The 23,013-nt window shown below is 71.7% G+C and carries 23 protein-coding genes; 8 read left to right on the top strand and 15 right to left on the bottom strand.

Annotation, left to right across the window (positions count from 1 at the left end; translation table 11 throughout):
* Positions 1-69 precede the first annotated feature (69 nt).
* Positions 70-3,609 (top strand): bifunctional RecB family nuclease/DEAD/DEAH box helicase, encoded by a 3,540-nt coding sequence (locus J7E22_RS00205; RefSeq protein ID WP_214977780.1) that lies wholly within the window; start codon positions 70-72, stop codon positions 3,607-3,609.
* 169 nt (positions 3,610-3,778) lie between these two features.
* Here J7E22_RS00205 and J7E22_RS00200 read toward each other — a convergent pair whose 3' ends face one another.
* The gene (locus J7E22_RS00200; RefSeq protein WP_214977779.1) at positions 3,779-4,579 is read right to left on the bottom strand and encodes an HNH endonuclease family protein; all 801 of its coding nucleotides are present in this window, start codon (positions 4,577-4,579) and stop codon (positions 3,779-3,781) included.
* Between the two features lie 98 nt (positions 4,580-4,677).
* Between J7E22_RS00200 and J7E22_RS00195 the strand changes: the two genes are divergently transcribed.
* On the top strand, positions 4,678-5,457 hold the full coding sequence (locus tag J7E22_RS00195) for an aldo/keto reductase (RefSeq protein ID WP_214977776.1): 780 nt from the start codon (positions 4,678-4,680) through the stop codon (positions 5,455-5,457).
* A gap of 121 nt (positions 5,458-5,578) precedes the next feature.
* Here the strand turns inward: J7E22_RS00195 and J7E22_RS00190 are convergent, their stop codons facing one another.
* The gene (locus tag J7E22_RS00190; protein WP_214977773.1) at positions 5,579-8,962 is read right to left on the bottom strand and encodes a DEAD/DEAH box helicase; all 3,384 of its coding nucleotides are present in this window, start codon (positions 8,960-8,962) and stop codon (positions 5,579-5,581) included.
* Positions 8,963-9,075: 113 nt separating this feature from the next.
* Between J7E22_RS00190 and J7E22_RS00185 the strand changes: the two genes are divergently transcribed.
* Complete coding sequence (locus J7E22_RS00185) at positions 9,076-9,525, top strand: BLUF domain-containing protein (RefSeq protein ID WP_214977771.1); 450 nt, start codon at positions 9,076-9,078, stop codon at positions 9,523-9,525.
* Positions 9,526-9,630: 105 nt separating this feature from the next.
* Positions 9,631-9,828, top strand: a complete 198-nt coding sequence (locus tag J7E22_RS00180) for a hypothetical protein (RefSeq protein WP_214977768.1) — start codon at positions 9,631-9,633, stop codon at positions 9,826-9,828.
* Positions 9,829-9,835: 7 nt separating this feature from the next.
* On the opposite strand, the gene J7E22_RS00175 is transcribed toward J7E22_RS00180, so the two are convergent.
* A complete protein-coding gene (locus J7E22_RS00175; RefSeq protein ID WP_214977766.1) occupies positions 9,836-10,627 on the bottom strand; it encodes an NAD(P)-dependent oxidoreductase in 792 nt (263 codons plus the stop codon).
* A gap of 10 nt (positions 10,628-10,637) precedes the next feature.
* Complete coding sequence (locus J7E22_RS00170) at positions 10,638-12,092, bottom strand: amino acid permease (protein WP_214977763.1); 1,455 nt, start codon at positions 12,090-12,092, stop codon at positions 10,638-10,640.
* Between the two features lie 201 nt (positions 12,093-12,293).
* Here J7E22_RS00170 and J7E22_RS00165 point away from each other — a divergent pair, with 201 nt between their 5' ends.
* On the top strand, positions 12,294-12,791 hold the full coding sequence (locus tag J7E22_RS00165; RefSeq protein WP_214977760.1) for a DUF427 domain-containing protein: 498 nt from the start codon (positions 12,294-12,296) through the stop codon (positions 12,789-12,791).
* Positions 12,792-12,850: 59 nt separating this feature from the next.
* Here the strand turns inward: J7E22_RS00165 and J7E22_RS00160 are convergent, their stop codons facing one another.
* The 3 genes from J7E22_RS00160 to J7E22_RS00150 all read right to left on the bottom strand — a co-directional run bounded on the left by J7E22_RS00160 (position 12,851) and on the right by J7E22_RS00150 (position 14,171).
* Complete coding sequence (locus J7E22_RS00160; RefSeq protein ID WP_214977757.1) at positions 12,851-13,180, bottom strand: hypothetical protein; 330 nt, start codon at positions 13,178-13,180, stop codon at positions 12,851-12,853.
* Positions 13,181-13,407: 227 nt separating this feature from the next.
* Positions 13,408-13,791 carry a hypothetical protein gene (locus tag J7E22_RS00155; RefSeq protein ID WP_214977755.1) on the bottom strand — a complete coding sequence of 128 codons (384 nt, stop codon included), beginning with the start codon at positions 13,789-13,791 and terminating at the stop codon, positions 13,408-13,410.
* Positions 13,791-14,171 (bottom strand): MauE/DoxX family redox-associated membrane protein, encoded by a 381-nt coding sequence (locus tag J7E22_RS00150; protein ID WP_214977753.1) that lies wholly within the window; start codon positions 14,169-14,171, stop codon positions 13,791-13,793. The genes J7E22_RS00155 and J7E22_RS00150 overlap by 1 nt, the downstream gene beginning before the upstream one ends.
* A gap of 181 nt (positions 14,172-14,352) precedes the next feature.
* Here J7E22_RS00150 and J7E22_RS00145 point away from each other — a divergent pair, with 181 nt between their 5' ends.
* Entirely contained in the window at positions 14,353-14,787 is a 435-nt protein-coding gene (locus J7E22_RS00145) for a hypothetical protein (RefSeq protein WP_214977751.1), read from the top strand.
* A gap of 31 nt (positions 14,788-14,818) precedes the next feature.
* On the opposite strand, the gene J7E22_RS00140 is transcribed toward J7E22_RS00145, so the two are convergent.
* Both J7E22_RS00140 and J7E22_RS00135 read right to left on the bottom strand, forming a co-directional pair.
* Positions 14,819-15,439 (bottom strand): hypothetical protein, encoded by a 621-nt coding sequence (locus J7E22_RS00140; RefSeq protein ID WP_214977749.1) that lies wholly within the window; start codon positions 15,437-15,439, stop codon positions 14,819-14,821.
* A gap of 198 nt (positions 15,440-15,637) precedes the next feature.
* Positions 15,638-17,092 carry an APC family permease gene (locus J7E22_RS00135; RefSeq protein WP_214977747.1) on the bottom strand — a complete coding sequence of 485 codons (1,455 nt, stop codon included), beginning with the start codon at positions 17,090-17,092 and terminating at the stop codon, positions 15,638-15,640.
* Positions 17,093-17,225: 133 nt separating this feature from the next.
* Here J7E22_RS00135 and J7E22_RS00130 point away from each other — a divergent pair, with 133 nt between their 5' ends.
* Positions 17,226-17,654, top strand: coding sequence for a hypothetical protein (locus J7E22_RS00130; RefSeq protein WP_214977745.1), 429 nt, complete (start codon positions 17,226-17,228; stop codon positions 17,652-17,654).
* Positions 17,655-17,687: 33 nt separating this feature from the next.
* Here the strand turns inward: J7E22_RS00130 and J7E22_RS00125 are convergent, their stop codons facing one another.
* Genes J7E22_RS00125 through J7E22_RS00115 form a run of 3 tightly spaced genes read right to left on the bottom strand, consistent with a single transcriptional unit; the run spans position 17,688 to position 20,343 of the window.
* On the bottom strand, positions 17,688-18,299 hold the full coding sequence (locus J7E22_RS00125; protein WP_214977743.1) for a uracil-DNA glycosylase: 612 nt from the start codon (positions 18,297-18,299) through the stop codon (positions 17,688-17,690).
* Entirely contained in the window at positions 18,296-19,498 is a 1,203-nt protein-coding gene (locus J7E22_RS00120) for a glycosyltransferase (RefSeq protein ID WP_214977740.1), read from the bottom strand. The genes J7E22_RS00125 and J7E22_RS00120 overlap by 4 nt, the downstream gene beginning before the upstream one ends.
* Positions 19,495-20,343: a DUF429 domain-containing protein gene (locus tag J7E22_RS00115; RefSeq protein WP_214977736.1), complete on the bottom strand. Its 849-nt coding sequence runs from the start codon at positions 20,341-20,343 to the stop codon at positions 19,495-19,497. Before J7E22_RS00115 ends, J7E22_RS00120 begins: the two co-directional genes overlap by 4 nt.
* Before the next feature lie 79 nt (positions 20,344-20,422).
* Here J7E22_RS00115 and ligD point away from each other — a divergent pair, with 79 nt between their 5' ends.
* Positions 20,423-21,442: a non-homologous end-joining DNA ligase gene (gene ligD, locus J7E22_RS00110; protein WP_214977733.1), complete on the top strand. Its 1,020-nt coding sequence runs from the start codon at positions 20,423-20,425 to the stop codon at positions 21,440-21,442.
* A 36-nt stretch (positions 21,443-21,478) separates the two neighbouring features.
* On the opposite strand, the gene J7E22_RS00105 is transcribed toward ligD, so the two are convergent.
* The 3 genes from J7E22_RS00105 to J7E22_RS00095 all read right to left on the bottom strand — a co-directional run bounded on the left by J7E22_RS00105 (position 21,479) and on the right by J7E22_RS00095 (position 22,957).
* The gene (locus J7E22_RS00105) at positions 21,479-21,622 is read right to left on the bottom strand and encodes a hypothetical protein (RefSeq protein WP_214977730.1); all 144 of its coding nucleotides are present in this window, start codon (positions 21,620-21,622) and stop codon (positions 21,479-21,481) included.
* On the bottom strand, positions 21,622-21,783 hold the full coding sequence (locus tag J7E22_RS00100; RefSeq protein ID WP_214977727.1) for a hypothetical protein: 162 nt from the start codon (positions 21,781-21,783) through the stop codon (positions 21,622-21,624). The genes J7E22_RS00105 and J7E22_RS00100 overlap by 1 nt, the downstream gene beginning before the upstream one ends.
* 130 nt (positions 21,784-21,913) lie before the next feature.
* Entirely contained in the window at positions 21,914-22,957 is a 1,044-nt protein-coding gene (locus J7E22_RS00095) for an ATP-dependent DNA ligase (protein WP_214977724.1), read from the bottom strand.
* Between the last annotated feature and the right edge of the window lie 56 nt (positions 22,958-23,013).

Raw genomic sequence — 23,013 nt, 5'->3', positions numbered from 1 at the left:
CAATCGAGCGGAGGCTCTGTCGCCGGGCGGCCCTAGGCTCGCAGGGCACCAACGAGACGGGGGAACGGCATGCAGATCAGCACCGACGGCCACGTGCTGCTCAGCCCCAGTGACCTGAGCACCTGGGGGTCCTGCGAGTGGGCGTTCCTCCGCCGCCTCGACGTCAAGCTCGGCCGCGGCGAACCCCTGCCCGACACGCACGACGACATGCTCGAGCGCACCGCCCGGCTCGGGGACCAGCACGAACTCGACTACCTCGAGATCCTCAAGCAGACCCACGATGTCGTCGAGTTCGACCGCCCGGCTCCGCCGCAGTACACCGAGGCAGCGCAGCAGGCCCTCGCAGCGATGCGGAACGGTGCCGACGTCCTGTACCAGCCGACGTTCCACGCGCCGCCGTCGGCCGAGCAGCCCGGCTTCATCGGCTTCATCGGCTTCGCGGACTTCATCATCCGCAACGACCGCGGCGAGTACGAGGTCTACGACACCAAGCTCGCCCGCCACGCCAAGATCAGCGCCCTGCTGCAGCTCGCCGCGTACGCCGAGCAGATGCAGGCGCACGGCATCCCGACGGGAGCACAGGTCCACCTGGTGCTCGGCGACCGCACCACGACCACGCACGAGCTGGCCGACATCGCCCCGGTGTACCGGACGCAGCGCGCCGAGCTGCAGCGGGTCATCGGCGAGCGGATCGCTGCCGACGACGAGCTCCGGTGGGGCGACCCGCGCTACAGCAGCTGCGGGCGATGCGACGTGTGCACGACCCAGGTGGAGCAGCACCGCGACCTGGTCCTCGTCGCCGGGATGCGCCTGGACCAGCGGACGAAGCTGATCCGGCAGGGGGTGCGGACGATCGACGACCTGGCGGGCCGGACCACAGCCGTACCCGGCTTGTCGCGCGCGACGCAGGATCGGCTGGTGCGCCAGGCGAGCCTCCAGATCGCGACGGAGGAGGCGGCGAACGCCGCGACGGAACGCGCCCGACGTGACGACCCAGCGGCCGCGATCGACCCGGCGGCGGCGCCCCACCTGACCACGCCGCGCTTCGAGGTCCTCGACCCGCGCGCGCTCGACGCGATCCCGGCGCCGGACCCGGGCGACGTCTTCTTCGACTTCGAAGGCGACCCGCTCCACACCGAGGACGGCGTGCACTGGGGGCTCGACTACTTGTTCGGTCTCGTCGACGACCGCGCCGAGTTCACCGCCTTCTGGGCGCACACGATCCGCGACGAACGGACGGCGCTCGAGGGGTTCCTGGCCTTCATCGCGGCCCGGCGCGAGCAGTTCCCGGGCATGCACATCTACCACTACGCCGCGTACGAGCGGACACACCTGCTGTCCCTCGCCGCCCGGCACGGCGTCGGCGAAGAGGCCGTGGACGACCTGCTCCGCGCCGGTGTCCTGGTCGACCTGTACCCGATCGTCCGCAAGGCCCTGGTCGTCGGCAGCCACAGCTACTCGATCAAGAAGCTCGAACCGCTCTACATGGGCGAGGACCTCCGCCTGAGCGACGTCACGAATGCCGCCGACAGCATCACCGCGTACGTCGAGGCGATCGACGAACTCCGCACCGGGGACGCGGCGGAGGGGCAGCGGATGCTCGACGAGGTTGCCGACTACAACGCGTACGACTGCCGCTCGACGCTGCGGTTGCGGGACTGGCTGCTGTCGCTCCGGACGCCCTCGGCAGCGACCGACGAGCCGGCCGAGTTGGACCTGCCACCCCTGCCGGTCGAGCGGGAGCCGAACCCCGTCTCTACCGCGCTCGCCGCGCACCTGGACGGCGTCGACGCGCTCGGCCGCACGCCGGACCAGACGGCGCTCGCGCTCGCCGCAGCCGCGATCGACTACCACCGACGCGAGGCCAAGACCTTCTGGCAGGACCACTTCGACCGCCTCTGGAACCCCGTCGACGACTGGGCGGACACCCGCGATGTGTTCGTCGTCGAGCGGGCGTCGGTCGAGCGCGACTGGGACACGCTGCCGCGTGCCCGCTCACAATCACGAGAGCTCCGGTTGTCGGGAACGCTCGCGCCCGGCTCGCGGCTCCGGCCGGGAGGCACGCCCCACCTCGTCTACGACGACCCGCTTCCGCCGTCGGTCACCGCTCCGGGCCCGGGATCGAAGGGTGCGACGGATCGGGTGTCGGTGCTCGACGTGTGGGACAACGGCGACACGACCGAGGTCCGGTTGCTCGAACGCCTGCCGGTCGGCGGGGAACCCCACCACGACTTCCCGGTCGCGCTCGCGCCCTCCGCTCCGCCGCGCGCCAAGCCGCAGCCCGAGGCGATCGCCGAGTGGGGGCGGGCCGTGCTCGACGAGCTCCCGGACATGCTCGGGGATCCTGCGCTCGACCTGCTGCGCCGGGTGCCGCCGCGCGGGACGATCGCGCCCGTGCAGGGTGACGACACGGTGTCGGCCGTGGTCGCGACGCTGCTCGGGCTCGACCATTCGTACCTGGCGATCCAGGGGCCTCCCGGCACGGGCAAGACGTACGTCGGGTCGAACGTCGTCGCGCGACTGGTGCGCGAGTACGGCTGGCGTGTCGGGGTCGTCGGCCAGTCCCATGCGACCGCGGAGAACTTCCTCGACGCCGTGATCGCGGCCGGGGTCCCCGCCGATCGGGTGGTGAAGGTGCCCAAGTCGGGAGCCTCCGAGGACGAATTCGAGGCGGCGCAGTGGACGCCCGTGAAGAACGGCGCGGCAACTGCAGCGTTCCTGTCGTCCTGCAAGGCGTCCGGCACCGGGGGAGTCGTCGGCGGGACGGCGTGGACGTTCGCGAACGAGGGCACGATCGCCCGCCGTTCCCTCGACCTGCTCGTCGTCGACGAGGCCGGGCAGTTCTCCCTCGCGCCGACCATCGCGTCCGCGATCGCTGCGACGCGCCTGCTGCTCCTCGGCGACCCGCAGCAGCTGCCGCAGGTCTCGCAGGGGTCGCACCCGGAGCCGGTCGACGAGTCGGCGCTCGGGTGGCTCGCGGACGGGGAGCACGTGCTGCCGCCACAGTTCGGCTACTTCCTCGCGCACACCCGCCGGATGGATCCTGCACTGACGGCCTCGGTGTCCGACCTGTCGTACAACGGGCAGCTGTCGTCGATCGTGAGCGGGCGGCACCTCGCCGGTCTCGAGCCCGGCGTCCACCCCGTGCCGGTCGCGCACGTCGGCACCACGACCTCCTCGGTGGAGGAAGCCGCGCGCGTTGTCGAGCTCGTGCAGGACGTCGTCGGCCGGAGCTGGACCGACGGTGGCACCATCCGGACGCTGACCGACGAGGACGTCATCGTCGTCGCGCCCTACAACGCGCAGGGTGCGGTGATCCGCGATGCCCTGGACCGAGCGGGTCTCCGTGGCACGCAGGTCGGCACGGTCGATCTGTTCCAGGGCCGGGAGGCCGTGGTGTCGATCACGTCGCTGGCCGCCTCGAGCGCAGCGGACATCCCGCGGGGGCTCGACTTCCTGCTGATGCCGAACCGGTTGAACGTGGCGCTGTCCCGGGCGAAGTGGGCTGCGTACGTCGTGTACTCGCCGGCGCTCACCACGGGGTTGCCGCCGTCGATCGCGGGCCTGTCCCTGCTGTCCCGCTTCATCGACCTGGTCGACCCCCGCTGATCGCAGGCCACGCCGCCCGAGGCCGTGCTCGCGGTGCCGGCAGGCGCCCTGCTCGGCTACTGGTGGGCGACCGCGATGGGCGCCCTCGGGTCCTGACCGTCTGCGCAACGTCTGACGCGATCCCGCCGCGCCAGCGGGGCGGAGGTGCACCGTGCCTCCCGTCCGGCGGTCAGCAGCGACTGAGGACCCGCTCCATCGCGTCCCGCTCGGCGGGTGCGACCCACAGGTGGTACTTCGCCTTCACGGCGACCTGGTGCTCGACGTAGGTGCAGCGGAACGCGGTGTTCGCGGGGAGCCAGGTCGCAGCGTCGCCGGAGCCCTTCTGCGAGTTGGAGCGGCCGTCGACGGCGAACAGGTTCTCGGGGTCGTTGGCCAGGGCCTCGCGCTGGGTCACCGTCAACTGCTGGGCTCCGGTGACCCAGGCGTTCTCGAGGGCGACCACGTGGTCGATCTGCACGAGCGTGGAGGTGCTGTTGCCGCGAACGAAGGCGATCCTCGCACCGGTGTAGGGGGAGACGAGCGTGCCCGTCACGACCTTGCACGGGCCCTGCCGGGTGATCGCGGACAGGTCGCGGGCGAGCACGTCGTTCCGGGTGTCACAGCCGTTGTGGTCGACGTCGAGCCACGCGGGGCCGAAGTCGCCGACGCGGTCGTAGCCGGTCGCGGGCGCCTTGCCCTTCACGGGAAGCGCGGCCAGCTGGGCGCGCGCCGACGCGCCGGCTGCTGCATCCGCGGGAGCCGGACGGGAGGCGCCGCTCGCCCCCGGCACGTCCGTTGCGGTCGTCGTGCCTCCGGCCGGCGAGGTCGAGATCGTGGTGCCGGCACCTGCCGTCGGTGCGGCGTCCGCGTCCGGGCCACCCGCGGAAGGGATCACACCCGCGACGTGGAGCAGGGCCACCGCGAGCGCGACCCCGAGGGCGACGAGGACGGAAGCGACGGTGGTGCGTGAGCGGCGTCGGCGGGACGTCATGCGGGGCGGGACTCCTGGTGCTGCGGGCGGTGCGGACTCGATCGAGCCGCCACGATCTTCCCGTGAGGCGCCGACAAACCCGGGCGTAGACACGGTGGATGACCGATTACGCGAACCCCGCCGTTCCCGTCACGGGTGGATCGATGCCGCTCCTCGGCTTCGGCACCTGGCAGATCCCCGACGCCGACGCTCCCGCAGCAGTGGGCGCCGCGCTCGAGGCCGGCTACCGGCATATCGACACCGCCACCGGCTACCGCAACCAGCGCGGCGTCGGCAAGGCGATCGCCGCCTCCGGGCTCGACCGCGACTCCCTGTTCATCACGACGAAGCTCCCGCCGGAGCGCGCCGACCGCGTCCGCGAGACCATCGAGGAGAGCCTCGACCAGCTCGGGCTCGACCACCTGGACCTGTGGCTCGTGCACTGGCCGCCGAACGGTGAAGCCCGCCCCGACGTCTGGGAGCAGGTCGTGCAGGCGCAGGCCGACGGGCTGACGACGGCCGTGGGCGTGAGCAACTACTCGCTCGCGCAGATCGACGAGCTCGTCAGCGCGACCGGAGCGACGCCCGCGGTGAACCAGATCAAGTGGAGCCCGGTCGAGTACGACGCGTCGATCGCCGCTGGCTTGTCCGAGCGCGGGGTCGTCCTCGAGGGCTACAGCCCGTTCAAGGCGAGCAACCTGCAGGACCCGACCCTGGTGGAGATCGCGGAGGCGCACGATGCCGACAGCGCGCAGGTCATCGTCGCGTGGCACGTCGCACACGGCTTCGTGGTCATCCCGAAGTCGTCGAACCCGGAGCGCATCCGGTCGAACGCTGCCGGTGCGCTGATCGAGCTGAGCACGGACGAGGTGTCCCGGATCGACGCGCTCGGCCGCTGACGCCGGCCGGGCGGTCGGCTCAGCGTGGTGCGAGGTTGTTCGAGTGGTGCGCGGTTCTAGCGGCGCACGGGGCGATCAACCTCGCACCGAGCGGCAGCGGCGCCGCCGCGCCGCGCCGCCGTCAGGCCAGCAGCGAGCGGATGTCGTCGGCCGTCAGGTCGTCGGCGAACAGGGCGTCGTCGTCGATCATCGTGGCGAACAGCTTCGCCTTGCGGCCGGCGAGGGCGAGGACCTTCTCCTCGATGGTGTCCTCCGCGATGAACCGCTGCACGTTCACGGACCGGGTCTGCCCGATGCGGTGCGTCCGGTCGACCGCCTGGTTCTCGGCAGCCGGGTTCCACCACGGGTCGAGGACGAACACGGTGTCCGCCTCGGTCAGGGTGAGCCCGAAGCCGCCCGCCTTCAACGAGATGAGGAACGCCGGCGCGGTGCCGTTCCGGAAGCGGTCGATGACCTCGGGCCGGCGCCTGGTCGAGCCGTCGAGGTACTCGTACCCGATGCCCCGGGCGTCGAGCGCGTCGGACACCATTCGCAGGAACGACGTGAACTGACTGAACACCAGGGCACGTCGACCTTCGGCGGCGAGCTGTTCGAGCTCGTCGAGCAGCAGGTCGAGCTTCGCCGAGGGGATGGCGGCGGACCCGGAAGCGAGAGGCCCCGCCGGGTCGGACGCGTCGGCCCCGACCAGCGCGGGGGAGAGCGCCAGCATCCGCAGCAGCGTCAGCGACCGGAACACGATCATCCGGTTCTTCGACAGGTCGTCGATCAGGTCGAGCACCTTCAACCGCTCCCGGTTGAGCGTCCGCTCGTACAGTGCTCGGTGCGCCGGGTCGAGCGTGACCCGCACGACCTGCTCCTGCTTCGGCGGCAGGTCTGACGCGACGCTCTCCTTCGTCCGCCGCAGCATGAGCGGCCGGATCCGACGCCGGAGTCGCTCGACGAGGGCACGACGGGCCTCGCCCCGGAGGTCCGGCGACGCGAGCGGCTTCACGTAATCGTCCCCGAACCGCGTGGACGACGACAGCAGCCCGGGTGCGACGACGTGGAACAGCGCCCACAGGTCGGTCAGCCCGTTCTCGAGCGGCGTGCCGGTGATCGCGAACTTCACCGGTGCGCGCAACTCCGAGGCCACCCGGTGCGTCTGCGACTGCGGGTTCTTCACGAACTGCGCCTCGTCGAGGACGAGCGCCGACCACGCCTGGTCCGTCCACGCCTGCGCGTCGAGTCGGAGCAGTGCGTACGACGTCACGACGATGTCCGCCTCGGCCGCGGTCCGGGCGACGAGTGCCGGGTCCTTCAGCGACGTCGACGTGACGGTCGCGACCCGGAGCGACGGCGTGAAGTGCGCGGCTTCCGACGCCCAGTTGCCGACCACCGACGTCGGCGCGACGACCAGGAACGGCGCCCCGTCCGGCGCGGCCTGCCGTGCAGCGGCGATCATCGCGAGCACCTGCAGCGTCTTGCCGAGCCCCATGTCGTCCGCGAGGACCCCGCCGATGCCGTGCGACAGCAGGAACGAGAGCCACGCGTACCCGGTCCGCTGGTACGGCCGGAGGGACGCGTGCACCGTGTCCGGCACGGGGACGTCGCCGGGGGGTGTCGCTCCGAGCAGCCCGCTGGCGATCGCCTGCCACCGCTCGTCGTGCGAGGTCTCGTCGGCGAGCTGGTCGAACGCCGACCACAGCCCCGCCTGGAACGGCGTCACCGTCATCGGCTGGTCGGGCTCCCACTCGTCGAGGTCGCGGGCCTCGTCGATGAGCTCCTTGAGCCGGTCGAACGCGGGATCGGCGAGCGACAGGTACGAGCCGTCGATGAGCTTCAGCCGCCGGGCCCGCGAGGCGAGGGCCCGGAGCAACGGCGTGAACGGGATCTCCTTGCCGTTGACGCTCACGATGATCCCGAGGTCGAACCAGTCGTGCTTGTCCGACGGCATCGTCGTGACGCGGATGTGCGGTCGGCCGGTCAGCCGTTCGTAGTCCAGGCGTTCCCCCTGCACGACGGTCCGGACCCCCAGCGCCGGGAGCTCCGGCAGGAACTCGTTGGCGAACACCGCGACGTCGGCGCCGTCGATGGTGCCGTCCTGGAACCAGTCCAGCCCGCCACCGGGTCCGGTGGGACCGACGGGAGGCTCGGCTCGGTTCGCGTCGTCGGCCGTCGGCACCGACGCGGTCGCTGCGGGCTCGTCGTCGTCAGCAGCGCGCAGGCCCGACAGGTCGGGGAGCGGTCCGTGCAGCGCGACCGGGTCCTTCCGCCCGTCGACGTGCCAGCGCCACTGCAGGTGCACGCGGTCGTCGGTGCGGGGTGCGCGGGCGGGCTCGAAGGTCGCGGTGAGCACGAGTTCGGGCGGCGTCCGCTCCGGCAGCTCGATGGAGCCGTCGGAGCTCACGAGCCCGAGCGCCCCGCGGAGCCTGGGGGACCAGTCCGCCAGGAACTCGTCGACCTCGTCCCCGGGGACGGTGATCCGGGCCCCGTCGACGAGCATCGCGCGCTGGTCAGCGGGGACCGCTGCGGGCGTCGGTGCGAACGTGACCGAGAACTCGGGGCTCTCGCGGAAGACGTACAGTCCGTGGTCGCCGATCATCCGTGCGGCACCGTCGGCGACCGGCCGACCGTCGAGCACCGCGCTCGCTCCGATCACCAGGCCCCCGTCGTGCCGTGCGACGTCGAGCAGGACCCGGGCATCCGCCCCGAGGACGGCACCGCCCTCGCGTTTGCCGGTGACGAACGCGATCCCGAGCCCCGGGGCCTGCGCGAGCAGCGGCCACAGCAGCGGACTCTGGAAGTCGTCGAGGTGGATCCAGTCGCTCTCACCCGGGAACCCGGCGAGTTGCCCGGCGCGGTAGAGGGCGGCGAGCTGCAGGAACCACGCGTGCTGCTCGGACACCAGGCCGAGCCGGTTCATCGAGTACGGGAGCGTGCCCCACGTCAGTTGCCCGCGCACCCAGTTACCGGCTCCGCTGCGGGTCACCGGGCGGACCCCGAGTCGCACCGAGCGCGAGGCCACCGGCAGCGCTCGACCGGCCGCCCGGGCACGGGCAGCCATCCGCGCCGGGACGGCGTCCCGCAACTCGAACTGCACGCCCATCGGGGTGCCCTGCGGGGTGACCACCTGCTCGTCGTCACCGGCGAGGCGGGCGACCTCGTGCCTCCAGTCCGGGGCCGGGGGAGCCGGAGCGGCGGTCGGCGGACCCGCGTTCGTGGCGAGGGCACGTGCGTTGATGGTGAGGAGCGCGGCGGCGACGTGCTTGCAGTCCCCGCCGAGCGGGCAAGAGCAGGTGCTGCGGACCGGACGGACGAACTCGCCGCGGGCGGGAGTGGTCTCGATCCGGACCTGGTACGGGTCGTCCGCGGTGCCGGAGACCGTCGCGGTGACCGTGCCGTCGTCGTCGTGCCAGTCGGCGTCGTCGACGTGCCCGGCTCGGACGATGTCCCGTGCGCGGCCGAACGCCTGCGGCCCGACGAAGCGGATGACGTCGACGGCGTCGATCATCGGGGCGGCTGGCACGTCCCCATCGTGCCAGCACCAGCCGACACCCCGCGCACCCACCGCCCGTTCTGGGGATGCCGGTCCGGCCGGACTGCGGGCAGGATCGTCGGTGATCCACGGAGGGAACCCGCATGCTGCACTCACTGGTCTACATGAGCTCGTCGACGACGCCGTTCGACGACGACGCGCTCGAGGCAGTCCTCGCCCACGCGCGGGAACGGAACACGGCCGCCGGCCTGTCCGGGTTGCTCGTGCACCGCGATGGGCGTTTCATGCAGCTGCTCGAGGGGCCGTACGACGCGGTCATGGAGACGTACGCGCGGATCGTCGGGGACCCGCGCCACGACAGCGTCGCCCTGCTCGTCGAGGAGTCCATCCACACCCGCCGGTTCCCGGAGTGGTCGATGGCGTACGACCGCGGAGAGGAAGGCCACGAGCCGCCCGCGGGCTTCAGCGACTTCCTGCCCGCCGGGGACTCCAGCGCGGACACCAGCCGCGCGCGCGAACTCCTGCGGTGGTTCCGGAACCACCCGATGGCGGACCCGTCCGCTGCGCAGGGCAAGCACCGCCGCGCTGCCTGATCGACCGCGGTACGGGGACCATCCGGCGACATGTCAGGTGGACAGGGCTAGCGTCGGGTCCGAGCCGCGTGGGGGTGTCCGCCTCCTGGCCGGATTGGACCGCACATGCCCGACAGACTCCGTTGGGAACACGACACCGAGAACCACTGGAACGCCTGGATGGGTCCGGACGTGGTGTGCGGTGTGACCCGCGGCAACCAGTACGTCGTCGACTCGCCCGGTCGTGTGATCTCCGGCGCGCACACGTCGTTCGAGAGCGCGACCGCCCAGGTGCAGGCCTGGGTGCGCTGGCGAAGCCGGTAGCCAGCGCCTACCGGCGCATCCGGTCCGTCGAGTACTCCGGGGTCGCGTAGACCCCGCCTTGCAGCATCTCCGCGTCGACGTGGGCAGGCGTACCCCAGCGTGCGGCGTCGTCCCGCGGCTCGTACCCCACCGACCGTCCCGCCTGCAGGTCCCACCACCGGTCGTGGTTGTCGGACACCGCGTAGAACACGGCGGTGTGCTGCTCGGTCGTCATCGCTGCGACGAACGCCCGGACCGCGTCCGCCGGGCTCAACCACGTCCGCTGCTCGCGCGGGGAGCCCGGCCGCTCCTCGTAGCTGCCGATCCGCAGCGAGATGGTGCTGAGACCGAACTTGTCCGCGTAGAGCCGGCACAGCGCCTCCGCGGCGACCTTCGACACCCCGTAGAACCCGTCCGGCCGCGGCGGCAGGTCCGGTGACACGTCGTCGCCGGCCGAGTACATGCCGGTCAGGCGGTTGCTGCTGGCGAAGACGACCCTCGGGACGCCCGCCCGCCGCGCTGCTTCGAGGACGTGGTAGGTGCCGACGATGTTGACCTCTGCCAGGTCGTGGAAGTCCGCCTCGTCCGCGATGCCGCCGAGGTGGACCACGCCGTCCGCTCCGGCGATGAGGTCGACCAACGCCTCGAGATCCGACAGGTCCACGATCGTGACCGTGTCACGAGGGCCGACCGGTGCCGCGCTGCGCAGGTCGGTGGACACCAGGTCCACCCCTCGGTCCGCCAGCGCAGAACGGAGCGCTGCGCCGATGGTGCCGGCGGCACCGGTGATGACCCAACGGCTGCCTTCGATCGTCGTCATCCTCCCGATCCTACGGACCGACCTGACCGCGTCCGGGCGCACCCGTGCCGGTGCCCGCCTCGGTGCCGGACAGCTTGCTGTGCTTCCGCGAGTAGCCGAGGTACACCCCGAGGCCGATCGCGAACCACACCGCGAACCGCACCCACGTCTCCCACTGCAAGAACGTGACGAGCCACAGCGATGCGATGACGCCGATCGCCGGGATCACCGGCATGAGCGGCAGTCGGAACGTGCGCGGCAGCTCCGGGTGGCGGTAGCGGAGCACGATCACCGCGGTGCAGACCACGACGAACGCGAGCAGGATGCCGATGTTCGTGAGCTCCGCGACGATGCTGATCGGCAACAGCCCGGCGAGCACAGCGGCGGCGATGCCGATGATCCAGGTCACCCGGGTCGGCACGTGGCGCTTCGGGTCGGTCTTCGCGAACCACTTCGGCATCAGCCCGTCGCGGCTCATCGAGAACCAGACGCGCGAGGCACCGAGCATGAACGTCAGCAACACCGTGATGATGCCGATGATGGCGCCGATCGCGATGACGTTCGCGATGCCGCCGAGACCGACGGACTTGAACGCGGACGAGAACCCGGAGGCGGGGTCGATCTCGGTGTACTTCTGCATCCCGGTCAGCACAAGCGTGGCGAGCACGTACAGGACCATCGAGATGCCGAGGGACAGCAGGATCGCCTTCGGCATGTGCTTCCGGGCGTCGATGGACTCCTCGGCAGCGGTGGACATGGCGTCGTAGCCGAACACGGCGAAGAACACCGTCGCCGCACCGGCCATCACGCCGCTGAAGCCGAACGGGAAGTACGGGTGGTAGTTGCCGCTGTTGATGTGGAACACCCCGAGGACCACGATGAGCACCACGAGCGCGATCTTGATCGTGACCGCGACGAGTTCGAAGCGCGCAGCACTCCGGATCCCTCGGGTCAGGACGAACGCCGTCAACAGGCAGAGCAGGATCGCGAACAGGTCGATCACGTGGCCGTGTCCCGTGCCGGGCGCACCCAGCATCCAGGCAGGCAGGTCGATGCCGAACTGGCCGACCAGGAACCCGACGTACCCGGAGATGCCGATCGCGACCACCGCCACGATCGCGGTGTACTCGAGCAGCAGGTCCCACCCGATGAACCACCCGACGATCTCGCCGAGGACGGCGTACCCGTAGGTGTAGGCGCTGCCGGCGCGGGGGATGAGGCCCGCGAACTCCGCGTACGACAGGGCAGCCGCGGCGCTGGCGATGCCGGCGACCAGGAACGAGACGAGGACGGCCGGTCCGGCGACCCCGTGCGCGACGGTGCCCGCGAGGGTGAAGATGCCGGCGCCGATGATCCCGCCGATGCCGATCGCGGTGAGCTGCCAGAGGCCGAGGTGTCGTTTCAGGCCGTCCTCGCCGCCGGACTCGTCGTCGATGGCGTCGATCGGCTTGCGTCGGAACAGGCTGTGCGTCGTCGTTGTCGTCACCCGACCACTCTGCACCCGATGCGCTTCGGGGCGGGCAGGCGAGGCGGCGGGTTGCGTGGGCGCGCTGGTCGCGCGTGTCGGGCGGGAGGCGCGTGGTCGCGTCCGCCGCACCGGTCGCGGTGGGATCGGTGCTCACGCCGGACGGGAGGCGCGTGGCGGGCGTTCGCCGCGCCTCCAGGCCGACGGGGTAGACCGGACCACATGCGCCATCCAGCACGGATCGAACCAGGCCCAGGACAGGAATCCGTCTGGGACTACCCCCGGCCACCGGCCGTCGAGCCCGTGGCCGCGCGGGTCGTCGTCCGGCTCGGCGGGCAGGTCGTCGCCGACACGACGGACGCGGTTCGGGTGCTCGAGACCTCGCACCCGCCGGTCTACTACGTGCCGATCAGCGACCTGGCCGACGGCGCGTTGCAGCCGGCGGAGGGGTCGAGCATGTGCGAGTTCAAGGGGCGGGCCCGGTACTTCGACGTGTCCGGTGGGGGTGTCACGGCCTCGCGGGCGGCGTGGAACTACCCGACGCCGGAGCCGGGGTACGAGACGCTGCGGGACCGGGTGGCGATCTACCCGTCGGCGATGGACTCGTGCGAGGTCGGCGGCGAGCGGGTGCAGGCGCAGGAGGGCGACTTCTACGGCGGGTGGATCACGTCGGCGGTCGTCGGGCCGTTCAAGGGCGGGGCGGGCACGTTCGGCTGGTGAGGTCGGGCGGGGCAGAGTGCGCGTGACGTCGGTGACGGTGCCGCCGGGTGGGCGCCGTGTCAGTGCCCGGCGTACGGCGACCAGAACGGCGGGGGGAACGCCCCTGCGGTCAGCAGGACGAGCACCTGCCAGACCAGCATCAGCAGCCCGGCCGCGCCGAGGACGATCCCGATCCACGCCCACACCCGCACCGCGACCCGGCGGCGGGCGATGCTGATCGCGCGCCACCCGCTCGCCAGGCAGACGATTGCGAACACGGCGCCGAGGAGGACGTGGCGCACCGTGGACTCGGCGGGCACGATGATCCCCATGTAGAAGGCGACGGGGCCGAGCAGCACGGCGAAGGTCGCCGGAGCGGCGGGCGGCTCGTGGTCTCGGGCGACTGCCATGGGGGAAATGTAGCGCTCCCACGGCGGTGACGCGCGCGACGGGACGTGGAGAGGTGCGTCGGCCCCGTGCGCCCACCAGGTGCGCCCATGTCGAACCACGTTCCCGACGTCGAACCAGTCGAACGGGCCGGTTCGATGTCGGGATCGTGGTTCGATGCACGGCCCGCTCGAGGCACGGCCCGCTCGACGCACCGGACGCTGGAGCGCAGCGCGGCGGCGTGGCCCGCTCAGATGCCGAGCGTCACCGAACCGTGCGCGAGCAGCACCGCGGCGAAGAACACGGCGACGATCACCGCGGAGCCCGACAGTGCGACGGGCCACGCCACCCGGCGCCGCACGATCCGGAGCACACACGTCGCCACTGCCGCGACGAGGACCAACGCCACGATGACCGGGCCGCCGGTCACGACCGCACCACCGAGCGTCTCGTTGCAGGAGTTGCCCGGGGCTGCGCAGGACCGGAACCCGAGCGATAGGAACCGGATCCCCCACACCGCGGCGGCAGCGACGCCGGTCGTCACCACGAGGAGCACGACGGTGGCGACCACGTCGGCGACGCGACGGCCGCCGACCAGGGGTGGTCGGGCCTCCCGTTCGCGCCCCGCGACCATCAGGACCGTCGTCCGCGCGTCGACCACAGGGCGGCGGCGATGAGCACCGGCTGCCCGAACAGGCGGCCGAGACGCTTGCGGTCGGAGTCGAGGCCGAAGGCATCGCGGTGGTTCCGCCACTGCGACAGGTTCCCGGGGAAGACCGCCGCGAAGAAGAGGGCCGCGAAGGCCCCGACCGCGCGACGACTGGCGCGTGGGGCGAGGACGAGCGCGGACCCGATCGCGATCTCGGCGACGCCGGAGGCCAGGACGGTGGCGTCCTCGTCGAGGGGCACGAAGTCCGGCACCTGGGCGCGGAACTCCTCGCGCGCGAACGTCAGGTGGCTCGCACCCGCGAAGACCAGGGCGAGACCGAGCAGGACACGGAGGAAGGATCGCATGCCTCCATCGTGCACGACCGCCGGCGGTGCAGCCCGCGCGTCGTGGTCGTGGTCGGGGGCGGGGTGGCAGGCGCAGTCGGTGCGCTCCTGTCGTTCCTCCACAGCGCGTGTGGGTCGGCTGGTTGTCCACAGATCTCGGCGGTGGCGCCCCGGGCGGCGGCGGGGTCGCGAGGCTGGAGGCATGCCAGACACCGAGATGCTCGATCGCCTCATCCGTACCCCTGTCCGCACCGACGACGACGTGGTCGACCTCGTCGTCGCCCTCGTCGAACGACCGATCCGCCGGCAGTGCTGGGCGGTGTTCCTCGATGACCGTTCGACCTCGATCCCGTTCGTCATGCCGATCGCCGACCTGCCGTACCAGCCGGACGAACACGTGGAGGACTTCGCGGCCCTCGTCGCCGACCTCGTCCGACAGCTCGGCGCGTCCGAGGTCGTGCTCGGCTGGGAACGGCCGGGGGCGTCCCGCCTGTACCCGGTCGACTGGGAGTGGGTGGACGCGTGTGCCTGCTCCTTGGCCGAGCACGGTGTCCGCCTGCGGGGGCAGGTCGTCCTGCACGACCAGGGGGCCGCGATGGTCGAGTTCGACGAGGACGACCTGCAGCAGGCCTCGTGAGCTGGACCGCAAGAGCGGCCGTCGGCGGTGGTCAGCCCTGGGGCGCTGCGTCCGGGACGGTCTGCCCGGTCAGGCGCTCGACGACGACCTTCGCGTCGGGCCAGTACTTCGCGTAGTGGGAGGGGTCCGCGTTGATCTGCACTGCGTGCGCCGCCTGGGTCGGCGTCATCGTCTTCCAGCCGGGCACCTTCACGAGCTTCCGGAAGAACGTGGTCGCTGCGGTGTACGGGTCCATGCGCTGGGCGTACGTGCCCCATGCGCCGTTGTCCCGCTGTTGGAACAAGCCCCGGCTGTCGGGGCCTGCGGCGTCGCCGTGGTCCAGGTTCACCAGGCTCGACTCGCCCATCGCGGTCATCACGCCGACCGCCTGGGTGTGCGGTCCGATACCGAGCGCCTGGGCGGCCCGGATGACGGCGGCGGCGTTGACCAGGCGGTCCTGGCAGTAGCCCGCGATCGGGCCAGCGGGGACGACCATCCCGCTGACGACCTCGGACGCGACCTTCGGGCACGTGGGTGCCGGGTCGGCGGTGGCGGACCGCGCGACGCCGGACAGCGAGTTCACGGCGATGACGACCACCACGACCAGGCCGACGGCGACCGCGACGACCCCCGCGCCGAACACCGAAGCGAGGGTGATGCCGACGCGGCGCATCGGGTGTCCTCTCGTCGGAAGGGCGGGGCGGGGCGTGCGGGCCGGGCGGTTGGCCCCGCAGCGAACCGGAGTGCGGCGGGCGGTAGCCCGGAGCACGACGAGCGTACGGGCGGCCGCTGGGAACCGCACCCGCCCGATCGGGGGGAGTGCTGGGAACCGGAACGCTCGGTACCGGGTCGCCGTGGGCCGGGCGCCGCGTCAGGCGTCGTGGTGGTCGTGCGGCTGCTGGACGGCGGTCGGCTCGGTGACCAGCCCGGTCGGGGCCTTGTCGAGCTGCTTCCGTCCGTGCGTGAACCACGTGACGATCCAGAGCAGCACGCCGAGCGCGAGCAGTGCTCCCGCGATCTGGTACTGCTGCGGATCGCGGCCGGACGAGAACGGGAGCACCAACCAGATGCACGTCAGGACACCGATCACGGGGATGACCACGCCCGCACGGAAGTGCCGGTGCCCCACGTCGTCCCGACGGAGCACGAGCACGGAGGTGTTCACCACCGCGAAGACCGAGAGGAGCAGGAGCGACGTCGTCCCGCCGAGCACCACCACGATGGGGGAGTCCGGGTTGAGCGACACCCACCCGATCAGGGCCAACGAGATCGCGGTCGTGAAGACGATCGCGGTGGACGGGGTGCGACGGGTCGGGGAGACGCGCGCCAGGAAGCCGGGCAGGACGCCCTGCTTGCTCATGCCGTAGAGCAGGCGCGACGCCATCATCATGTTGATCAAGGCGGTGTTCGCGACGGCGAACATCGAGATGAACGGCAGCAGGTCGGCGATCGGGAAGTCCGGGGCCGCCGTCTGGACGACCGTGACGAGCGGCGTCTCGTTGCCGGCGAGCTGCCCGATCGGCACGACCGCGACGGCGCAGATCGACACGAGCACGTAGATCACGGCGGTGATCCCGAGCCCGGTGAGCATCACCTTCGGGAAGATCCGGGAGGGGTCCTTCGTCTCCTCCGCCATGTTCACCGAGTCCTCGAACCCGACCATCGCGAAGAACGCCAGCGAGGTCGCCGTGGACACCGAGAGCAGCAGGCTCTTGTCCTCGGGCGTCTCGAACATCACCACGCGCGAGAAGTCCGCGTTGCCACCCGCGATCGCCCAGAACCCGATGAGGATCACCATCACCAGACCGGACAGCTCGACGAGCGTCAGGACGACGTTCGTCTTGACGCTCTCGCTCACCCCGCGGAAGTTCACGGCCATCACGGCGAGCATGAACCCCATCGCGATGAGCATCACGGCGGCGTTCGGGAGGTCGAGCCCGAAACCCACCCCGAGGTTCGCAGCGAACGCCCGGGACGCGGTCGACGCCGAGGTGATCCCGGAGCACATCACGATGAAGGTCACGATGAAGGTGACGAAGTGCACGCCGAACGCCTTGTGCACGTAGAGCGCCGCGCCCGCCGTCTGCGGGTACTTCGTGACGAGCTCGAGGTACGAGAACGCCGTCAGCAGCGCGACCGCGAAGGCGATGAGGAAGGGGAGCCAGGCTGCCCCGCCGACCTCGGCGGCGACCTGCCCGGTGAGCGCGTAGACGCCCGTGCCGAGGATGTCGCCGACGATGAACAACAGCAGCAGTTTCGGTCCGAGGACACGACGGAGCTCGGGCTGCTGCTCGGTCGGCGGGACCGTCTTCGTGGTGGTGGCCATGCATCACACTCTTCCCACCCGGGCCGATCCTGTCCAGGTTCACAGGAACCTCTCCGCCGATCGTCACACCCTCGTGTTCTGTGGGACACGCCCCGACCGGACACGTGCAGCCGCCGTGGTTACGCTCCGCTGCATGGACGACGACTCGAACCGCACCGAAGAACCCATCGAGTTCGCGGACTTCAACGCGAAGCTGCTCGTGCTCGACGTGCTCTGCTACGACCTCGACGTGCTCGAGAGCTACACCGGCGCCGACGACGTGGTGAGCGACGAGGACCTCGACGTCGAAGGGCAGGACGACCGGGCACGCGAGTACTACGACGACCTGGACCTCCTGCCGTCGCACCTGTCGTTGGTCACCGAGCTGACCGTCGACTCGGACCTCGAGATCCTGCAGGACGTCCACCCGGGCTGGGACGGCTCCGACGACCGGTTCGACCCGCAGAACTGGGACGACCTGCTCGACCTGCCGGCGCTCCGGACCGTGTACGCAGCAGCCCCGCTGCCGGCGCACGTCATGGAACGGCTCGCGGCGAAGGGCGTCGAGGTCCGCTCCGCCTGACGGCGGCGACCACCGGCAACCGGGCTGCACCCGCTACCGGGACAGCGCCCTGACCTGCTCCGTGAACTCCCGCGCGCCACCCTGCGCCGGGTGCCGCACCGCGACCGCCTCGATCCCGGCGAGGGCCAACGCTCCCTGCGCCTTCCGCCCCACCGCGACCACCCGGACACGGTCCGCCCCCCCGAGCGCCTGCCCCAGTGCCTCCCGCAACGCGAGCGCCACCGGAGCGCCGTCCCGGATCTCGGCCGGCCGGGGAGTCCGGTTCGTCAACGGGTCGGGTGCGACGAACGGGTGGTGCGGGAAGATCGCCCACGCCACCGGCAGGGGGCCCGACCAGTCCTCGAGCGCAGCGTGCACGACGCGCGACGACGCCTCCCACGGGGCCGTCGGCGCCGGTGGCACCAGGTACTCCGGGCCGAGCTCCCGCATGCTCGTGAACGGGATGCCCGTGTTCGTCATGCCGCGCCACCCCGGGGCCTCGGCGACGAGGAGCGTGTCCGCCTCGGGCCCGAATCGGTCGAAGTACCGCTCGAGGTTCGTGCGCCGGAGTCGTCCGGCCTCGGTCCCGACGTCGTACAGGGCCTCGGCGTCCGCCGCTGGCGGCACCGCGTCGAGCGCGGCCCAGAACGCGTCGAAGGCCGTCACGGTCGCCCGAGCACCCGGTGGTAGACCTCCTCGAGACCGATCGCCGAGCGCTCCCAGCTCAGGTGCTCAGCGTGGTCCCGGCCCGCCGCCGCCAGACCGGCCGCGTAGACGGGGTCGGTCAGGATCCGCTCGATCTCGGCCGCCCACACGTGCGGGTCGCGGGACTCGAGCACCACCCCGGTCTCCCCGTCGACGACGGCTTCCCGCAGGCCACCGGCAGCGGCGGCCACGACGGGGACCCCGGACGCGGAGCCCTCGAGCGCGACGAGCCCGTAGGTCTCGGAGTGCGACGGGACCAGCACGGCTGCCGCGCCACGGAACAGGAACGCCAGGTCGGCGCGCGACTGCGGACCGATGAAGGTGACGCGGTCGCCGATGCCACGCGCGTTCGCGAGCCGACGCAACTCCTGCACGTAGTCGCCTGCCTCGCTCGAGGCGTCCCCGGCGATGACCAGGGTGGGACGGGCCTCCTGACCGATCCCCGCGATCGCCTCGATCGCCAGGTCCAGCCCCTTCAACGGCTGCACGCGTGCCGCGGCCACCACGTAGGGAGCGGCCGCACGGCGGGCGCCCGCGGCGGCCGGGCGGAACACGGAGCCGTCGACCCCCGGCGGCACGATCCAGACCCGAGCCGGCTCCCCGCCCAGGCGCTCGCGCACGGTGTCGGCCTCGGCCTGGCTCACGACGACCACGGCGTCGGACTCCCGCGCAAGCAGCTGCTCACCCGCCATCCGGCCGACGGACTCGGGGCGCTCGCCCTCGGACAGCGGGGTGTCGGCGTCGGCGGCGATGGAGTGGAAGGACTGCACGTGGGGGATGCCGCGCTCGCGCGCGACGGGCAACGCGGCGGCGCCGGAGAACCAGTGGTGCGAGTGCAGGACGTCGAAGGCGCCGAGCTGCGCGAGTTCGTCGCGGAACGGGGCGATGAACGCATCGTGCTCACCCTTGGGCACGGGCTCCGCGGGACCGGCGGACAGGAACCGCAGGCACACGCCCGGGACGAGCGACACCGAGTCGGGCTGCGTCGGCGACGAGCGCCGCGTCACGATGTCGACGTGGTGCCCCCGGTCCGCCAGTGCCTCGGCCTGGTGCCGGACGACGACGTTCATGCCGCCGACCTCGCCGGAGCCGGGTTCGTCGCCGGGGGAGGTGTGCAGCGACACCAACCCGATGTGCAGGGGTTTGGTGGTCGCGGTCACCCCTCCAGCGTACCCACGGCGCGCCGCTGCTCCGGTCGCGCGGGGGACACGATCACCGGCCGGCGGCCCGCCTGGTCCACCGGGTCGGACGGGAGGCTCGCATCACCTCCCAGGATCTGCACGCGTTCGTCGCCGTGCCGCTCCCAGAACGCGGCCGTCCAGGCGCACAGGGCACCGTCGAGCAGGTCCTCACGGTGCTTGTGCACCGGCCCGCTGAGCCCCGAGGGCGTCGCGAGGTCCGCCGTCAGTGGATGGGAGTCCAGCCGGAGCGGGGGATCGAGCGGCGTGTGGCGGAGGCGTCGGACCAGCTCGTCGAACGCCTCGGCGCGACGGGCGCGCGCCGTCGGGGCCGGCACCCTCAGGTCGAGTCGCTTGTACCGGGGACGTTCGTCGTCGTAGCCGAGTTCCTCGACACCGACGAGGGTCGTGTACGGGTAGCACTCGAACGCCACCGGACCGGTGCGCTCCCGCATCGCCCGGGTGTCCGAGACGTACCCGACACCGCGCGCGGTGAGGTCGTCGAGCAGCCGGGCGCCGGCGCTCGCCGCGGACGCGAGGTTCGTCGGGTTCGCCGCGACCTTCCACCGGCCGTAACGCTGTCCGACCTGCCGTTCGGCTTCGCGGATCCCGGTCGGGTTCGTCACGACGAGCGAGGCATCGACGGCGATGAGCGTCCGCGGTCCGAGGTGACCCGCGATCCAGTCGGCCACGGCGTCGACGCCGCGAGCCCAACCGGCGTCGGTGATCGTGCCGTCGGCCTCGAGCGCCACGAGACCGGTCTCGTTCGGGGCCCGTGTGGGCGTGCCGAGGCCCCACGCCAGGTCCACGCCGAGGTACGCACTCATGCGCTCATCGTGCCCGACCGTGCTGTGCAGCGAGCCCCGTCCTGAGCCGGGTCCTGGGAGCACGTGTACCGTCCGCTGCATGGCGAGTGAGGCGATGACGCTGACGGTCCCGGGTCCGCACGGCGACCGGGAGGTCCGGATCAGCAGCCCGTCACGGGTGCTCTGGCCCGAGGCGGGGATCACGAAGCGGGACCTCGCCGAGTACCTCGTCACGGTCGGCGACGCGTTCGTCCGCGCGAACGGGGACCGCCCGATCTCGCTGCAGCGCTTCCCGGGTGGTGTCGACGGCGAGCAGTTCTTCTCGAAGAACCCACCGAAGGGCGCCCCCGACTACGTCCGATCGGTGACCGTGACGTACCCGAGTGCGCGCAGCCACCCGCAGCTCGTGATCGACGAGCCGGCCGTCGCGGTGTGGGCCGCGCAGATGAACACCGTCGTGTTCCACCCGTGGGCCTCCCGCGCCGAGGACAGCGACCACCCGGACCAGCTCCGCATCGACCTGGACCCGCAGCCCGGCACCGACTTCTCGGACACGGTGCCGATCGCGCACGAGCTCCGGAAGGTGCTCGACGAAGCCGGTCTCACCACGTGGATCAAGACGAGCGGCAACCGGGGGCTGCACGTCTTCGCGCCGATCGTCCCCGAGTACGAGTTCCTCGACGTCCGTCACGCCGTCATCGCCGCCGCGCGCGAGCTCGAGCGCCGGATGCCGGACCGGGTGACGACGGCGTGGTGGAAGGAGGAGCGGGGACAGCGCGTCTTCGTGGACTTCAACCAGGCGAACCGGGACCGCACGATGGCCGGTGCCTACAGTCCTCGAGCCCTGGCGCACGCGTCCGTGTCGACGCCGATCACCTGGGACGAACTCGACACCGCCGACCCGACGACCTTCACGATCCGGACGGTGCCGGAGCGGCTGGCGAGCGTCGGCGACCCGTGGGAGTCCATGGGGCAGTCACCGGCGTCGATCGCACCGCTGCTGGCGTGGTGGGAGCGCGACCTGTCGAACGGCTTGGGCGAGCTGCCGTTCCCGCCGGACTACCCGAAGATGCCGGGGGAGCCGCCGCGCGTGCAACCGTCGCGCGCCAAGAAGGCGTAGAGGCTTCGCCCGGGCGGGCCGACCGGGCAGGACCGGTCAGATGGCGGGGCAGTCCTCGCCGTGGTGGTTCGGGTCCTCGACGCGCGAGGTCTGCATCGGGAGCGCGACGCTCGCCGTGTGCAGTCGGGTCAGGCGCGACCAGGTGCCGCGGTGGACGTCGCTGATGCCGTCGACGATCATCAGGCACCCAGCCCGACGGTGACGAGCGCGAGTGCCGTGGCGGTGATGCCGGCGAGGGCACTGACCACCGCGCTGATCTGCAGCACTCGCAGGTGCCGCGCCTCACGGAGCTCCGTGAACGGGCTGCGCTGTGCGCTCCTGACGATCAGGCTGGAACTCATGTCGATCCCCGTTCTGTGCATCCGGGGCGGTTGTGCACCGCCCGACGACCTCGTGGTCTGATGCTTCCACGGAGTGCCTAGTTCACCTAACTACGTGAATGGTACGAGCGTGGAACGGACAGAGCAAGGGTCAATTGAGGACCGCTCGCAGGTCGTAGGCGGTCGGGACCTCGAGCTGGTCGAACCGGCAGGACTCGGCGTCGCGGTCCGGACGCCACCGTTCGAACTGGACCGTGTGCCGGAACCGGTCGCCCTCCATCTGGTCGTACCGCACCTCGAGCACCAGTTCCGGCGCCAGCCGGACGAACGACGTGTCGCGACCCGACGAGAACCGTGAGCGTTCCCCGGAACTGGTGACGGGCCTCCCGTCCGCATCGCGGAGCACGACGGGGTCGAGCTCGTCCACCAGGGCGAGCCGTCGCTTGTCGGAGAAGGCGGAGACACCGCCCACCTGGCGGAGCTCGCCGTCGTCGCCGTACAGGCCGAGCAGCAGCGAGCCGACGCCGCTCCCGCTCTTGTGGACCCGGTAGCCGATCGCCACGACGTCCGCGGTCCGGTGGTGCTTGATCTTGAGCATCGACCGTTTCCCGGGCTCGTACGGCTTCGCGCGCGGTTTCGCGACGACGCCGTCCAGGCCGGCGCCCTCGAAGGTGGTGAGCCACTCGCGGGCGAGCGCGACGTCGAGGGTGGTGCGCGTGACGAAGAGCGGGTCCGCGATGTCCGGGAGGAGGTGCTCGAGTCGTTCGCGGCGCTCGTCGAAGGGCAGGGCGGTCAGGTCCTCGCCGTCGGCGGCGAGGAGGTCGAAGGCGACGAACTGCGCGGGGGTCTCGACGCTGAGCTTCGCGATCCGCGAGGCGGCGGGGTGGATGCGTTGCGACAGCGCCTCCCAGTCGAGGTGCTCCGCGCCGGGCTCGCCGGTGCGCAGGATGACCTCGCCGTCGAGGACGACCGGGTGCTCGCGGCCGCCGAACTGGGAGCGGAAGGCGTCGACGAGCTCGGGGAAGTACCGGGTGAGGGGCTTCGCGCCGCGACTGCCGATCTCGACGGAGTCGCCGTCGACGGTGACGATCCCGCGGAAGCCGTCCCACTTCGGTTCGTAGCGGAGGCCGCCGCGGACGGAGTCGGGTTCGGGAACGTCGGGCACGGCCTTGGCGAGCATCGGTGCGATGTCCATGCGACCTGTGTACACGGTGCGGGCGGGGTGGCGGACGGGAGGCGCGGCTCGCCTGA

The sequence above is a fragment of the Curtobacterium sp. ISL-83 genome, from assembly GCF_018613895.1.
In the GTDB taxonomy this organism is placed as follows: domain Bacteria; phylum Actinomycetota; class Actinomycetes; order Actinomycetales; family Microbacteriaceae; genus Curtobacterium.
This window is presented reverse-complemented; position numbering and strand designations above follow the sequence as displayed.